The following is a 16,764-nucleotide window of genomic DNA, read 5'->3' as shown; positions in this document are numbered from 1 at the left end:
TTTATTTCACCACCGATAAATACAAATCTTTATAATTTTTAATCATTTGTTCTAATCTATATCTTTTTTTCACGCGTATTCTTGCCAGTTTTGATGCACTTATTCTAAATTCATCATTTTGATATAATTCAATTAATCCTTTTGCGAGTCCTACAAAGTCTTTTGGCTTTACAACAATCCCAGCTTCTCCAATTATATCTTCATTGGAACCATATATCATTTCCGAACATGCTCCAACATCTGTAGTTACGACAGGAATTCCTGCAGCAAAAGCTTCTAAAATAACAAGCGGTTGCCCTTCGCTAACACTTGAGAGTAATAAAACATTTATTTTTGGATAATAATCAAGAACATTAACCTTTCCGGTAAATTCAATAGTATCTTCTAATCTAAAAATTTTAATCATATCAAGGCATTCATTGTAATACTCTGGTTCTTCGCCGGTTGGCCCTATAATTAATAATTTGAAGTTTTTAATTTTTTCTTTAACCATTTTAGCTGCTTTAATAGCAGTTTTTATATCTTTTATTTCCACAACACGACCAACAAGTCCAACAATATAAGGATCTTTTTCTTTTCTGTATTCTAATTTTGAAAATTTATCGAAATCTATTCCATTAGGAATTACATACATTTTTGATTCATCTTCACATAATTCTTTTTCAAATAATTGATTTTTTGAAAATAATGTTGTAATTTTTTTTGATCCTTTATATACCAATGAACTAATGGTATTAAATAATTTAATCCATGCAAGTCTGTATTCATCTTTTATCCATCCAGCTTTTAATACCTCAAGTTGTCGTTCTCTATGATAGATACCATGTTCGGTTAAAATTACAGGAGTGTTATTTTTTATACCATTCATAATTGCAGAAATACCAGCATATCCAGTTGTTATAGTATGGTATATATCACATTTTGGAAAATCAACAGTCATTGAATTCAAAAATGGCAAAAGCATGGATTGCAAAGTCCAGAAGTAATTGGTGAAATTTTCATAAGGTATATATGTTTTATAAAAATCAAGCATAACTTCCCAGTATGTTTCAGATTTCAACAAGCTTGTAAAGTCATAATTAGAATATTGCTGAAAAAGTTTATAAAGATTTTCAGACATAACTTTTTCATCAAATGGATATTTTAAAATTTCTCTTAATTTATTACCAAATTGTTTGGTTATAGCTGATTTGCTGGAAAAGTCATATTTTGCAAATAAAAAATATTCAAAATAATCTATAACATTTTCTGGAAACAAATATTTTGGTTTTCTTATTTCAGGAGTAGCACCAATATGAATTATGCAGAATTCAACATCTTTCATGCTTTTTATTAATGTATTTCCCCAACTTGAAACACCACCGGTAACATAAGGGTATGTTCCTTCAAAAACTATTCCAACCTTCATATTATTCTCCTTTTAAATTAATATATTTGATAATTGACTCAATATCTTCAATATCTTTTTTATCGAATAAAACTTTTAAGTTATTAAATTTTTCTGGATAAAATATTTTTAAAATAAATAACATTTGTAGTTTTTCCTTTTTGTTCATATTTTTTATTAAATTAGATATATAATTATTGTTGTTTGAAAGTAAAAAAAGCTGCATCTTTGTTTTGAAATCAATATTATTTATATAATCATAAATAGAATTATCATTCATTAGATTTTTTATTGAATATAATAAAAAATCAAGTTTATACTTTTGAGCAATTTTTAAAGTTTTATCATCTTTTAAAGCAGTAGATATAGAAATTAATTGGTTTATGAGTATAATATCTTCATCATTAAAATTATTTTTTCCTTCCAATTTTATTAATAATTCTTTTTGTTTTATATATGATGTTCTTTTATTCCATGGAAGTTCTTTTATATATTCAGGGTCAAAAGAATAATTGCTATTATAATTTATTATAATAGTTATGACTATTAACAGCAAAGTTAATATAAATAATAAATAATAAGGGTGTAAAAATTTTTTTTTCATATAATTTAATCCCCCAGTAAAAATTTTATGGATTCATGTTTTGCTGAAAAACCAAGGTCTATAAAATCGGAAACTAATTTTTGAACAGTTTTTTGTTTCATTCTTTTTATATAATAGATTATTGCATATTCATATATTTCCTGGGCTTTAATTGTGTTAATCTTTTCATTTAATAATATTTCCAATGCATCGAATTCTTTTAATGATTCTAAGGTTTTTAATGTTATTACAATTAATTTTGGGCTATCAGGAAATATTTCAATTGCAGTTCTTAATAAAATTGAACTTTGCCATAAAACTTCTAGTTTATGTTCGCCTGCTAAAAAACCAGAATTAGCATAAAAGAAAGCATATTTGCCATAATCAATATAATCTTTTAAAGTTTTTAAATTTTTCATATAAAAAGAAATTTTTTCAATTAAAAAATTTTCTAAATTGGTCAGAGCATCAGATGCATACAATATAACATCAGGATGAGAGTCTTCTTTAATTGCATTTCTGATTAAATTTATCCCTTCTACAAAATCTATTTTTTCATCTTTTATTGAATTATATACCAATCTTACAACATATTTACGCTGTTCAGGATCGCCATATTTTAAAATAATATTAAACGGAGCCAGATCAACAGAAGAAAATCCAATACTTTTTGAATTTACAATATTATATTTTGAAAAATCTATTTCTTTATATAAAGGGGATAAATTCCTTTTTTGAAATAATAATATTAATGGATAAAACGGGAATATTATAAAGAATAATGTAGTTTTTAGCAATAAATTTTTTAATGAAAAAGAACTTTTATATTCATGATAATTAATGAAAAGCAAAATAATAGTATAAATGCTAACAGCAGCATAACCATAATAAAAATAATTAAAAATAAATAAGAAAATCCCACATACTCCAGAAAAAAACGAAATAATTAAAAAAATATTTTTCATTGTTTTGTATATGCCTCCACAACTTTAATATTTTCGTGGCTAAAATTATTTAAAACCCTTGTTAAACCACCTTTAGAGCACGAAGTTAAAATTATTTTAATTTCTTTTTTGTTTTTATCTATAAAAAGAAAATCGGTATCTCGAATGAATTTTTTAAATAAATTTATTGAATTGATATTATTGTATTTTACAATTATTATAGAATAAGGAATTCCAAACCTTTTTCTTCTTTCTTCAATTTTCTCCAAAATATTGTTAAATTTTTTAGATGTGAGAAAATCTGGATTTTGATTTTCAGATAATTCTGATGAAGCCAGTAATAAAGTGCTTAACCAATCTGCCAGAATTTTTAGATATATTTCTGTATTTTTATTTATTTTTTCCGGATCTATTATTTCTATAATAATAAAACCAAGTATTTCTTTTCCATACTTTACACTAACGGCCATAGCAGGTTCATATTCAAAATTATATTCTACTTCTGTCAAATATAAAACATTTGCATTTGCACTTCCAAATTCCATAGCCATGCTTATTACAACAGATTTATCTACTGGAAGAGAATTTGGTAAAAATTGCGGACCTTTCCTAACCTTCATACGTAGAAAATTATTTTTACTTAAAGTATAAATAGAAACGGTTTTTGCATAGATAAATTCTGAAATTAAATCAATGGCTTCATTAAATATATCTTCTGAATTATTATATTCAATATCTTTTAATTTCTCTACCAGTAAAGAAACTCCCTGTTTTTCCAGAACAAGTTTATGTTCAAGATCATCAGTTATATTTTTATATTTTCGTATATCTTCTTCTAATGATTTTACTTTTTCTTTTAATAAGTTTATTTGTTCATTTTGATAATTTATTTTTTGAATATAAATATCTCTAAAAAAACCGATTATAAAGCCAAACAAAAAAATATAAAGAGGATTTTTTAAAACAGTCCAGGAAATAACAAATTTAAAAAAGTCATTTCTGGCATTAAAGAAAATTGATAAAAAGATATAAAAAGTACTGATGCTTCCAGATAATAAAGAGAAATTGATACCATATCGAATAGCTATAAGAATTGAAAAAATAAAATATGGATTAGGGTCTACAAAAATATATCCGAAAAATTTATTGGTTATATCTAAAATAAATAATATTGTTAGGATCAGAGTAATTTCTAAAAAAGCAAAAATATTTTTTTTGTTCATTATTAATCCTCCAATATACCATGTTTTGATTTTATTGAATATAGATTTACATAACGAACTATGTTTTTTTCTAAATTATAGCTAATATTTAAAAATTTCATTCCATAAATTTTCTCTCCATATATATTTTCTCCAATTAATCGTATAACTCTTGTATTTATATTTTCTAATATCAGGCTTTTATGAATATTCAATTTTTTTATTGTATACTCTTTATCGCTGTCTAAAAAATCTTTTAAAACTATTTGCATTCCACCAGCACTAAAATCTCTTGTTTCAAATGGAATATTTTTATTACTTTCATTATCGAGTAATAAACCTTCTCTAATTATAGGAATTCTATAAAATAATCTTTTTTGAATTTTAAAACCTGTTAATGGTAAATATACAAAAACATTATCCAGTTCTTTTTTTAAAACTTTGGATTTAATGATAATATTTGATGAATTTTCATATATTCGGATGTTTAATTTTTCGCCAGTATATAATTTAATTTTTGAGTTTTTGTATATTGGAGGTAATATTTGAGCGTACCTTGAAGTAAAGTTTAAAGAAACAATTCTACTATTTCCGATAATATGTTGGGTTGGTAGTTCAATATCAATTAAATCACCAATAGAAAGAACTTTTTTTAATTTTATTTTTTCTATAAAAATGCTTTCATTATATTTCATGTTTTTTCTCCTTCTATTAATTCTTATATTTATATATATTATATCATATTAGAGTGTCCAATTAGTAAAGCAAGCGAAAACTCGCAAATTGTCATTTCATTTTAGACTTTTTTAAATATCATTAAATAGGCATTCTTCAATTCAATCACGCCTAAATATTTTTATAAAAAATTTTTTACAAGTAATAGAATAAATCAAAAAAATCGTCTGTAAACAACACAGACGATTTAAACTATTTTTATTTATAAATTTTTATCGATTTTTGGTAATTTTCTTACATTATAAGATTGTTCATAACATTGGGTTGTGTTAATTACGATTTAGTGCTTTTAAGGATTTTAATGACCTCATTAAGAGTAATATCAAAGATATTGTTAGTTAAATCTTCAATTGTTTTTATATCCAAATAATCAAGATTATTTAAATATGGAACAATATTATCTCCAAATTTTTTAAATAAAAGACTTTTTGCGATTGTTTTTTCGCCTTCAAATTTTCCTTTCTCAATTCCTTTTTCAAAGCTTTCCTTTAACGATTCATCTATTGCTTTTACAAAGTTTTCAAACATTCGAAATTCCTCCTCTCCACTTTCAATGTTTATCTCTATATTTTCAATTCTATTCTTTTGACTCAATACCATTAAGAATTTGTTCAAATATTCGGTGAATTTTTTCTTTTCATTTTTTGGTAAGCCTCTAAATGCTTTTTCTATCTCTTGAAACGCTTCTTTTATATTTTTTTTATCTGTTTTATCTATGCTCAATAATAATCCTAATGCATTTTTTATATCTATTAACCTTTTTCTATCTATTTGAGATAAATCTATTAATTCATATTTAAATCTTGGCGTATATATATCAAATAATTGCCAGTTTTGTATCTTTTCCATATACCAAATTTCTGCTGTCCATTTCCTTTTACCATTATAGAATACAACTGGTATTATTGGCGGTAATTTAAATCCTTTGTTTTTCGATTTATGTCTGTTTATATAATTTCTCCATATTCTAACCATATATTCTAATATCCTGAATTGCATTAAATAATCTATTGATGATTGATGTTCAAGTAATAGAAAAAGATATAAATCATTATTATCATAATTAATTTTAAATAAAATATCAGATTCTTTGTCTCCATAGTTTAAATCGGTAAATTTAGTTTTTTCAATGGTAATTTTATCAGGAGTGATATTAAATTTTTTTAATGATGGTAGAAACAAATTGATAAATTCAATAATCATATCTTTGTCTTGAAACATTTCTTTGAATAGTTGATCATATAGTCCCATATTTTTCACCTTCTGATATTTTATTTCTTTTTTATTATATCATAATTGGATTAAATGATAAAAGATACAACAAAATTTCTTTTAAATTATTTACACCATAATAGAAAAATCCATTACTATTTTTTTGGTTTTAGGTAATTTGTCTTTTTCCTAATTACCCACTCTTTTCGTGGGAGAATATAGTATATTCATTATTTAGGGTAATCAGGAATAAATTATAATAGTATAAATTTTATACAGTTTAATTATATGTTTTTTTATATAAGTATAAAATTCATACTAAAATAGAACATTTGTTTCTATTTTTTCGTATGGCACATTGTTGCTGATAAATAGTATGGATGAAAATTTACATATGATAAAAAATTACGGGAGGTAGAATTATGGTAAAAGTAGCAGTTACAGGATTAGGAACAATTAATTCAATAGCAAAGTCAAAAGAAGAATTTAAGGAAAATTTAAAAAATATGAAAATAGGAATAGACCATATAAGCCAGTTTGATACTGCAGAACACAAAGTAAAAATTGCGGGAGAAGTAAAGGATTTTGATCCAACACAATATATGGATAAAAAATTAGCAAGAAGATATGACAGATTTTTACAATTTGCAATAGCAGCGTCAAAAGAAGCTTTAGAAGATAGTGGTTTGAATTTAACCGAAGAGTGGAAAGAAAATGCGGCTGTTATAGTAGCTTCTGGTATAGGTGGATTTAAAACATTATATAAAGAGTTTTTAAAAATGGAAAAAAAAGGACCTAAAGTAGTGAGCCCTTTTTTAATACCAATGATGATTTCAGATATGGCATCAGGAGTGGTTTCTATAGAATTTGGAATAAAGGGTCCAAATTTTAATACAGTAAGTGCATGTGCATCATCTTTGCATGCAATAGCAATTGGAACTATGTTAATACGACATGGATATGTAGATGTTGCTATTGTAGGTGGAACAGAAGCTACTATTGATCCTATGCCAATAGCGGCTTTTGCTAATATGAAAGCATTGTCTACAAGAAATGATGATCCCAAAGGTGCTTCACGACCATTTGATAAAGATAGAGATGGTTTTGTTATGGGAGAAGGTGCGGGAATAATAGTGTTGGAATCAGAAGAACATGCTAAGAAAAGAGACGCAAATATATATGGATATGTTGAAGGATTTGGCATGAGCGGAGATGCATATCATATAAGCGCTCCGGATGAACAGGGACTAGGAGCAGCAAAAGCTATAAAATTAGCATTAAAAGATGCTAATATAGAGCCAGAAAGAATAGATTTAGCAAATTGTCATGCAACGTCAACTCCTGCAGGAGATATTGCTGAAACAAGAGCATTGCGAAATGCATTTGGAGAACATGCGAAAAAAGTCTATATCCAGGGATCGAAAACGTTATTTGGACATGCACTTGGTGGAGCTGCTGCTATTGAGTTTGTTGGTCTTGTTTTACAAATGAAAGAAGGTTTTATTCACGGAATGCCAAATCTACAGAATCCAAATGATGAACTTTTAGATCTCAATATTCCAAAAGAGACAGTAGAGGTTAAAACACAATATGCAATAAAAAATTCGTTTGGATTTGGAGGTCATAACGTTTCTGTGGTTTATAAAAGTTTATAAGGAGATGGTTTTATGAGAATAGGTTTAGTAACAGATAATACATGTAATTTGCCAATAGATTTTTTAGAAAAAAATGATATAGGATACGCATCGTTATATATACTGAGAGATGGAAAACATATAAAGGCAATAGATTTATGTCCAACAACCTTTTATGAAGAATTAAAGGTTGGATCCTATGTTCCACTTACATCGCAGCCTTCTGTAAAAGATTTTGAAGAAGTTTATAGAGATATGTTGAAAAGATATGACTATTTAATAACTTTGACAATATCAGAAAAATTAAGTGGCACCCTGAATTCTGCGAGTCTTGCTGCATCCATGGTTGATGAAAAAAGGATATTTACAGTAGATTCGAAATTGACGAGTTATGGTCTTGGATTTTTAATACTTGAATTGATGGAGAAAATAAAGAGTGGAAATTATTCTATTGAGCAATTAATTGAATACTCCAGAAATTTTTATACAACAGTAAGAACAATTTTTAGTGTAACAAATATTGATTATCTATACAAAGGAGGAAGAATAGGAAAAGCGAAAGCACTTATGGGTGGATTGCTAAATATGAAGCCCATTCTTTCTCTTGAAGAAGGTGAAATAATACCGGTAAAAAATGCCCGGGGAATCAATAAAATGATAAAAGAAGTTATAAATCATTCTATCGAAAGAATAGATTCGTTAAGAATGAAGAAAATAGCAGTTATTCATACAAATAATTTAAAGTATGGCGGATTATTAATTGAAGAATTAAGAAATCGTGGTATAAATGATGATACTATTGTATATTCATTATTAGATCCTGTTATAGGAACACATTTGGGACCAGATGCAGTGGGGGTGATTACTCAGTGGGAATAGATGAAATTATGGAAATATTACCACATAGATATCCTTTTTTATTGGTAGATAAAGTTATTGAAATAACAGAAGAAAAAATTATAGCTTATAAAAATATATCAATAAATGAGCCTCAATTTCAGGGACATTTTCCAGGATACCCCATTATGCCTGGAGTTTTAATAATCGAAGGACTGGCGCAAACTGCAGGGATATTGTTAATGAAGGATTTGAAAGAAAAAGTTGTGCCTTTATTTCTTGGAATAGATAAAGCAAGATTTAAAAAAGAGGTTAGACCTGGAGATAAATTAATGTATGAAGTTATGATATTACAGGAAAAAATGGGAATGTATAAATTAAAAGCTGTAGCAAAAGTTGAAGATAAAATAGTAGCAACTGCAGAATTAATGGTTGGAATAAAGAGGGGATAGAATGCATATATCTCAAATAAACGCATATATTCCAGAAGAAATACTGGATAATTTAACTCTGGCGAAAAAATTTGATGTTACAGAAGATTGGATATTTAAAAGAACAGGAATTAAAAAGCGATATATCTCAAATATAGATATATTTCAGATGGGGATGAAGGCTGCTGAAAAGCTTGATTTAACAGATGTTGATACTATTCTTTTTGTCTCATCAACAGGAGCGCATTATATTCCATTTTATGTGAAAGCTTTTGAAAAACTAAAGATTAAGAAATTACGTTATGGTATAGATATATCAAACGGATTTGTCGGATTTATAACATCCTTACATATAGCAGGAGTAATGTTTAAAGAAAAAATAGCAGGAAAAATATTAATAATAGTTTCAGAAAAATTATCAGATCTTGTGGAAAGTACCGATATAAATACAGCAATACTTTTTTCAGATGCTGCTGTTGCCATGGTTTTAGAAAATCATGATGGTTATATTTGTGATCATAGGGTTATATATGATTCACAATATTTGGATGCATTAAATATTAATGATAATAAAAAGATAGTTATGGATGGGAAGAGAGTATACAAATTTGCTGTTAATAATATGAAAAAAATGATAAATCAATATATAGAAACGTATGGAAAAAAAATAATAGTTCCACATCAGGCTAATAAACGAATTCTTGAAAGTGTGAAAAAAACATTTGAAGATATAACTTTTTTAAACATAATAGAAGAATATGGTAATACCGGTGCTGCAAGCATTCCTTTAACTTTATTTAAAAAATATGGCAATACAAAAATACAATTAAAAGATCATATATTAATATCAGTTGGTGGTGGAATGACAACATCAGCGATTACCTGGAGGTGTATCAATGAATAGAGTAACTGAATTGCTGAAAATCAAATATCCAGTATTAGAAGGTGGAATGGCCTGGGTTGGAACTCCAAAATTGGCGGCGGCAGTTTCTGAAACTGGGGGACTTGGAACAATTGGAGCCGGTGGCATGACTCCTGATATTTTAAAAAACGCCATAAAAGAAATAAAAAGATTAACAAATAAACCATATGCAGTTAATATTATCCTTGTAAATCCCTATGCTGAACAATTAGTAGAAATAGTTAAAGAAGAAAATGTTCCTGTTGTTATTTTTGGTGCAGGAAATCCAGGGAAATATATAATGCCTCTTAAAGAGAAAAATATAAAGGTTTTAGCTGTAGTTTCTTCAGAAAATCTGGCAAAGAGGCTGGAAAAAGCAGGTATAGATGCAATAATAGGTGAAGGCATGGAATGTGGTGGGCATATTGGAGATGTGTCTACAATGGTATTAATACCAAAATTGGTGGATGTATTGAATATACCGGTAATTGCAGCAGGTGGTATTGCAGACCTTAGAGGAATGAGGGCAGTTCTTGAACTTGGTGCCGAAGGTATTCAAATGGGGACGCGTTTTGTTGCCACACACGAATGTGAAGCACATGAGAATTATAAAAAATTAATATTAAAAGCAGGTATAAGAGATGCTATAGTAACAGGAGCATCAATAGGGCATCCAGCACGTGTAATAAAAAACAAATTTGCAAAAAAAGTTAAAAAATTAGAATTATCTTCACCAGAAGAGGCGGAAGAAATGATGGTGGGTAGCTTGAAGAAAGCGTTTTTATATGGTGATTTGGAAAATGGTTCTTTTATGGCAGGTCAAAGTGCCGGATTAATCAATGAAATAAAGAGTGTTAAAGAAATAGTGGAAGAGTTTGGAAAAGAATTAGAAAAAATCTTTAGATAAAAATTTAGCAAATGTAAAGGAGGAAGAAAATGATAGGCTTTGTATTTCCTGGTCAGGGGTCTCAAACTCTTGGAATGGGAAAGGAAATATTGGATAAATATCCAGAATATAAAAAATATTTAGATATAGCCTCAGATGTGATTAAACTTGATCTGGCATCAATAATTTATGGCGATGATGAAAAAAAGTTGACATTAACAGAAAATGCACAACCAGCTTTATTAGCAATTTCATATATTATATATTTATATTCAATAGAAAAATTAAATATTGTTCCTGAAATTTTAGCTGGTCATTCACTTGGTGAATGGACGGCATTGGTAGCATCTGAAGTTATTTCATTTGAAGAAGGAATAAAATTGGTAAGATTAAGAGGAAAATATATGAGCGAAGCATGTCCTCCAGGCAAAGGAACAATGGGTGCAGTGATAGGGCTTGATATTGAAAAAATTGAAAAGGTTTTAACAAATTTTGGAAATGTAAATATAGCAAATCATAATTCTCCAGAACAGGTAGTAATTAGCGGAGAAAAGGAAGAGGTTTTAAAAGCATTAAAGCAATTGAAAGAGAATGGAGCTAAAAAAGTTGTTGAGTTAAATGTTAGTGGTCCATTTCATTCAAAATTAATTGAAGATGCTAAAGAAAACATGAAAAAAGAACTTGAAAATATAAACTTTAATTCACCAAAATATAAACTTATACAAAATTATACAGCTAATATAGAAAATGACCCAATCAAAATAAAAGAAAATATTATAAATCAGATTACTGGAGCGGTAAAATGGGTTGATAGTATAAAAAAAATGAAGGAATTAGGCGTTGAAAAAATATATGAAGTTGGTCCTGGAAAGGTTTTAACTGGTCTGATAAAAAGAATAGATAAAAGTTTAAAACCACAGAGTATATTAAAGGTATAGTAAAAAAACCCCAACTGCTGAAATAGCGTTGGGGTTAAATTTTCTCCAGAATTTCTTTTAATTTTTCTTTTTGTATAGGAATAGCCAGAAAATCTTTTGCGCCATTTATTATGGCTTTTTTTACATATTCTTTTTCTGAAGATGAAGAGGTCACTATAATATTTGCCTGAGGGTCATTCTCTAAAATAAATTTCATTGCTTCTATACCGTCCATCACAGGCATAAGAAGATTCATTAATACTATATCTGGATATAATTTAAAATATTTATTTATAGCTTCTTTGCCATTTTCAGCTTCTCCTATAATTATATGCCCCAGTTCTTCAATCATACTTTTAATAACTATTCTATCAAATCTCGAATCGTCAACCACCAAAATGCTATAAGGCATTCAATCACCTCACATTAATCCTTCAAATAAATTAACCTGATTTCTTTCTGGTAATCCTTTTAACATACCCAATTTTCTAAAAGTTTCTATTGTAGTTTTGTTTATTCCTGTCCTTTTCAATAAATCTTCAACAGATAAAAAACTTTTTTCTTTTCGTGCTTTTACAATACTAACAGCAGCTTTTTCGCCAAGATTTGGAACTTTTATAAATGGTATTCTCAATTTCTTTTCTTCAATTATGAATTTTTTTGCATCTGATTTATATATATCTGGAGCTAAAAAACCAAATCCTCTTAAAATCATTTCATAGGCTAATTCAAGTACAGTCAGTTCATTTTTTTCTTTTACATCAAGGGATCTTGATTTTAAATCAAAAATCTTTGATCTAATAGCATTTTTCCCTTTTAATATAATTTCTGTATTAAATTCATCACCTTTTACAGAAAAATAAGTTGCATAAAATGCAAGTGGATAATGAACTTTAAAATATGCTATTCTAAATGCCATACTTACATAGGCAGCAGCATGAGCTTTTGGAAATAGATATTTTATTTTTTTACATGAATTTATAAACCATTCAGGCACCTTATTTTTTTTCATTTCCTCTTCATCTTCTGGAGCCAGACCTTTGCCTTTTCTAACCTTTTCCATTATAAAAAATGAATGTTTTTTTTCAAGACCTTTCTGGATTAAATAATTCATAATATCATCACGACATGCGATAACCTCATCAACAGTTGCCTGTTTCGCAACTATTAAATCTCTGGCATTATTTAACCAGACATCCGTTCCGTGGGATAAACCGGAAATCCTAACCAGTGCAGCGAAGGTTTTTGGTTTTGTTTCTTCTAACATGCCTCTAACAAATTGAGTGCCAAATTCAGGAATTCCCAATGTTCCAACTGTAGTTCTTAATTCTGAACTTAGATCTACTCCAAGAGCTTTGGATGATGAAAATATAGACATTGTTTCCTTATCATCCATCTTTATATTTTTATATTCTATACCAGTTAAATCACTTAACATTTTCAAAAATGTGGGGTCATCATGTCCTAATGCATCTAATTTTACCAGGTCATCATGAATAACATGGTAATCAAAATGTGTTGTCATTGTGTTAGCCTTTCTATCATTTGCAGGGAATTGAACAGGAGTAAAATCATAAACATCCATGTTTTTTGGAACAATCATCAAACCACCAGGATGTTGCCCAGTTGTTCTACGAGAGCCTTCTATTTTCTTAGCCAATCTTATAATTTCTGCATTTTTCAAATCTCCGGCATATTCTTCTGCGTATTTTTTTACGTAGCCATATGCGGTTTTTTCTGCAACTGTCGATATTGTACCTGCTCTAAATACATGGTCTGAACCAAATAGTTCTTCTATAAATTTATGAGCTCTTGATTGATATTCACCTGAAAAGTTTAAGTCTATGTCTGGAACCTTATCTCCTTCAAAACCCATAAATGTTTCAAAAGGAATATCCTGACCGTTTTTTTTCATTTCTTTACCACATTTAGGACATTTCTTGTCCGGCAAATCATATCCTGAATCATATGAACCGTCTGTAATAAATTCACTATACTGGCATTCTGAACAGATATAATGTGGAGGAAGAGGATTTACCTCTGTAATTCCCATCATGGTTGCAACTAATGAAGAACCAACAGAACCTCTTGAACCAACAAGGTATCCGTCATCATTTGATTTTTTTACAATTTTTTGAGCCATTAAATATAATACAGCATAACCGTGATTAATTATTGAATTTAATTCTCTTTCTATCCTTGCTTTTACAATTTCTGGCAAAGGATCTCCATAGATTTCTTTAGCAGTTTTCCAGGTTAATTCTTTAACCTGTTGATCAGCTCCATCTATTATCGGTGGATGTAATTTCCCTTCTAAAGGCTGAATTTCCTCTATTAAATCTGCAATATTATTCGTATTTTTAATAACAATTTCATGAGCTATATTCATATCTTCAAATATTTCATAAGCTGCATCAAGCATTTCTTTAGTAGTTCTAAAATACTTATTAGATGGATATACTGTCTTTTTTTGTCCTTTTGTGGCAGAACCTATAATTAGAGCATCGCGTGCTTTTTTATCTTCCTTATTAAGATAATGGGCATTGCCTGTCATAACAACAGGAATATTATAATTTTTAGCTGATTTATATAATAATTTATAGAATTCTTTTATTTTTTTAATATCCACCTTTGGATGCTCTATACTATCTAAAGGTTGAATTTCTATATAGTCGAATAAACTGATTAATGCATTAATTTCTTCAATAGAAGCTCCTCTTGAAAATTCTTCAAATATAATATTTTTTGAGCAACCACTACCTATTAATAGCCCCTCTCTATTTGCTAATAATTCAGTAAGCAATACAGTAGTATCTCTATAAAAATATTCCGTATGAGCTTTAGACACCAATTTATAAAGATTTTTCAACCCTGTTTTATTTTTTACCAATATTGTAGTGTGATATTTTCTTAATTTTTTAAAATCTATCATCTTTTCAAGATTTATCAATTCATTTAAATTTTTAACCCCTCTGCCTTTAGCTTTTTCAAGTAACTTTAAGAAAGCATATGCAGTAACTTTGGCATCTTCATGAGCTCTATGATGATCAAAATTTCCAAGTCCCAATGCCTTAACAACTTTATCAAGAGAATGCCCGCCTTTTAGATTAAGTAAAGCTCTTGCCATAGCTAATGTATCTATGTAAGGCATTTTTATATCAATATTCATAACTTCTTTAACCCAACGCCTTAAAAATCTATAATCAAAGTTAGCATTGTGAGCTACCAGAATAGTATTTGATATAAAATTCATGAATTCTGGCAAAACGGTTTCTATAGATGGAGCATCTTCTAACATTTTATTGGTTATTCCGGTAATTTCCTGAATTTTTTGTGGGACATTTTTTGATGGTTTAATTAATTTATGATAAATATCTGAAATTTCTCCGTTTATAATTTTTACAGCACCAATTTCTATAATTTCTTCTGTGTTTGGATCAAAACCTGTAGTTTCAAAATCAAAAACTGTGAAATTTGAATCAAAAGATAGCTCTTCTGAAAAATTGTTTATAATTGATGCCATATTATTAACGAGGTTAATTTCACATCCATATATAGGCTTTATATTATTTTTTTTTGCAATATTATAAAAGGTTGGTATTGATTGAACCACTTCGTGATCTGTTATAGCAACTGCTTTATGCCCCCACTTTGCAGCGGTTTTTACTAATTCTTCCACATCGAGAACAGAATCTAAAGCGCTAAATTTAGAATGAGCATGGAGTTCAACTCTTTTTTCTTTTTCGTTATCGATGCGTTCTTTTGGAGGGATTTTTAATATATTTTCTGGTATTATAACATATTCTTTTTGATACTCATCATACGTAATTTTACCTTCCACTTTAATATAATCATTTTCTTTAAGGGTATTATTTACTTTTTCAGCATTATTTTTAAAAACTTTAATAGTTATAGAATCTTTTTCATCAGTTATATACATAGTTAGTATAATAGCTCTATCATTAAATTCTTTATGAAATATTCTCCCTTCAACAACTACTTGTGAGGTTTGATACATAATATCATTCAATCTATCAAGAGGAATAGAGACTCTTTTAAAACCTTTTCCTATTACAATATCGTCACTTTTAGTTTCGTTTTCTTTGTGATTGAAATTAGTATTTTGAAAAGAATCTATATTTGAATTGATAGTATTTAAAGTTTCAATATTTAAATCATTAGAATCAGAATTATCAATAATTTGTGAATCATTACTTTTGGAATTCGAAAAATTTTCATAATTTATGTTTATGGAATCGTCATAAACAAACTCATAATCTGGCAGATATCCAAGGCTTCGTTTTAAAATATTATCAATGACGATTTTATTTTTCTTCATTCTTTCAAGTGCAAATTTATTTGAAATTCTAAAAATTAATGTATTATTTTCAATATCAGGTAAAAAGAATCTTAGATAATTTTCTTCTTCATTACCAATTATTAAATCTATCCAATTCTCCAAAATATAATCCAGAGTATTTTTGGAATTAAACATTATTTTTACAGGCATTTTCATCAATCTCGAAAAAAAAGTTTTTATTTTTTTTTCATCTGTTTCGTTTAAAGGTGTAGAAATTTTTAAAAGAAGAAAGTCATTTATTTCAATATCGCCTTGAAGAGAAAAAGGGATAAATCCTATTTTGGAAAGTAAAAAATCTGAAATTTTCATTGAAAGACCTCCCAATATTTCCTTTACATAACTATACCATATTTTTTTTAAATTTATACATTTTAAATGATGAAATTATGATATTAAAAAAATAAAAGAGGAAGCAATGCTTCCTAATTAATAAATAATATTTCATTTAAGCAACCACCAGGATTTTATCCCGATATTATTATTTTTATACACGATATAAACTTATTCTGAAATGGCTTATTATAATTTTTGTCCCCATAATTATCTTTAAGATAAAAGGTCTATCAATCTCTAGCTTTATGCAGGTGATATTTATCAAACTATATAAAACAAAAAATTAACTATATTAATATATCAGGTGATATATTAATTGAGTAATTATTATTAATTTTAGAAATATAAAATTAACAGCAAATTTACCACGATTTTGTTTACTTTTTTTTTTTTTTGATAAAA

14 protein-coding genes are annotated in these 16,764 nt (G+C 27.7%); 6 read left to right on the top strand and 8 right to left on the bottom strand.

The window, feature by feature from the left end; all coding sequences use genetic code 11:
* Position 1 precedes the first annotated feature (1 nt).
* The 6 genes from pelF to X274_RS04160 form a co-directional block, all read right to left on the bottom strand.
* Positions 2–1,408: a GT4 family glycosyltransferase PelF gene (pelF, locus tag X274_RS04185; protein WP_047265559.1), complete on the bottom strand. Its 1,407-nt coding sequence runs from the start codon at positions 1,406–1,408 to the stop codon at positions 2–4.
* Position 1,409: 1 nt separating this feature from the next.
* Positions 1,410–1,991, bottom strand: a complete 582-nt coding sequence (locus X274_RS11500) for a hypothetical protein (protein ID WP_052913169.1) — start codon at positions 1,989–1,991, stop codon at positions 1,410–1,412.
* Between the two features lie 5 nt (positions 1,992–1,996).
* Entirely contained in the window at positions 1,997–2,935 is a 939-nt protein-coding gene (locus tag X274_RS04175) for a hypothetical protein (RefSeq protein ID WP_047265558.1), read from the bottom strand.
* Positions 2,932–4,137, bottom strand: a complete 1,206-nt coding sequence (locus X274_RS04170) for a hypothetical protein (protein ID WP_047265557.1) — start codon at positions 4,135–4,137, stop codon at positions 2,932–2,934. The genes X274_RS04175 and X274_RS04170 overlap by 4 nt, the downstream gene beginning before the upstream one ends.
* 2 nt (positions 4,138–4,139) lie before the next feature.
* The gene (locus X274_RS04165) at positions 4,140–4,811 is read right to left on the bottom strand and encodes a PilZ domain-containing protein (protein WP_047265556.1); all 672 of its coding nucleotides are present in this window, start codon (positions 4,809–4,811) and stop codon (positions 4,140–4,142) included.
* Between the two features lie 313 nt (positions 4,812–5,124).
* Complete coding sequence (locus tag X274_RS04160; RefSeq protein WP_047265555.1) at positions 5,125–6,102, bottom strand: Rpn family recombination-promoting nuclease/putative transposase; 978 nt, start codon at positions 6,100–6,102, stop codon at positions 5,125–5,127.
* 383 nt (positions 6,103–6,485) lie between these two features.
* Here X274_RS04160 and fabF point away from each other — a divergent pair, with 383 nt between their 5' ends.
* Genes fabF through fabD form a run of 6 tightly spaced genes read left to right on the top strand, consistent with a single transcriptional unit; the run spans position 6,486 to position 11,690 of the window.
* Positions 6,486–7,718 (top strand): beta-ketoacyl-ACP synthase II, encoded by a 1,233-nt coding sequence (gene fabF, locus X274_RS04155; RefSeq protein WP_047265554.1) that lies wholly within the window; start codon positions 6,486–6,488, stop codon positions 7,716–7,718.
* A gap of 12 nt (positions 7,719–7,730) precedes the next feature.
* Positions 7,731–8,576, top strand: a complete 846-nt coding sequence (locus X274_RS04150) for a DegV family protein (RefSeq protein WP_047265553.1) — start codon at positions 7,731–7,733, stop codon at positions 8,574–8,576.
* Positions 8,567–8,986 (top strand): 3-hydroxyacyl-ACP dehydratase FabZ, encoded by a 420-nt coding sequence (gene fabZ, locus X274_RS04145; protein ID WP_047265552.1) that lies wholly within the window; start codon positions 8,567–8,569, stop codon positions 8,984–8,986. The genes X274_RS04150 and fabZ overlap by 10 nt, the downstream gene beginning before the upstream one ends.
* Position 8,987: 1 nt before the next feature.
* Positions 8,988–9,869, top strand: coding sequence for a 3-oxoacyl-ACP synthase III family protein (locus X274_RS04140; RefSeq protein ID WP_047265551.1), 882 nt, complete (start codon positions 8,988–8,990; stop codon positions 9,867–9,869).
* Positions 9,862–10,773 carry a nitronate monooxygenase gene (locus tag X274_RS04135; protein WP_047265550.1) on the top strand — a complete coding sequence of 304 codons (912 nt, stop codon included), beginning with the start codon at positions 9,862–9,864 and terminating at the stop codon, positions 10,771–10,773. The genes X274_RS04140 and X274_RS04135 overlap by 8 nt, the downstream gene beginning before the upstream one ends.
* 29 nt (positions 10,774–10,802) lie before the next feature.
* The gene (gene fabD / locus X274_RS04130; protein ID WP_047265549.1) at positions 10,803–11,690 is read left to right on the top strand and encodes an ACP S-malonyltransferase; all 888 of its coding nucleotides are present in this window, start codon (positions 10,803–10,805) and stop codon (positions 11,688–11,690) included.
* Positions 11,691–11,724: 34 nt separating this feature from the next.
* Here fabD and X274_RS04125 read toward each other — a convergent pair whose 3' ends face one another.
* Entirely contained in the window at positions 11,725–12,081 is a 357-nt protein-coding gene (locus X274_RS04125; protein ID WP_047265548.1) for a response regulator, read from the bottom strand.
* Positions 12,082–12,090: 9 nt separating this feature from the next.
* The gene (locus X274_RS04120) at positions 12,091–16,338 is read right to left on the bottom strand and encodes a PolC-type DNA polymerase III (RefSeq protein WP_047265547.1); all 4,248 of its coding nucleotides are present in this window, start codon (positions 16,336–16,338) and stop codon (positions 12,091–12,093) included.
* Between the last annotated feature and the right edge of the window lie 426 nt (positions 16,339–16,764).

Origin of the sequence: Marinitoga sp. 1155 (assembly GCF_001021175.1) — a bacterium.
Classification (GTDB): Bacteria; Thermotogota; Thermotogae; order Petrotogales; family Petrotogaceae; genus Marinitoga.
Note: the sequence above shows the minus strand (reverse complement) of the source record. Positions and strands in the feature narration are given on the sequence as shown.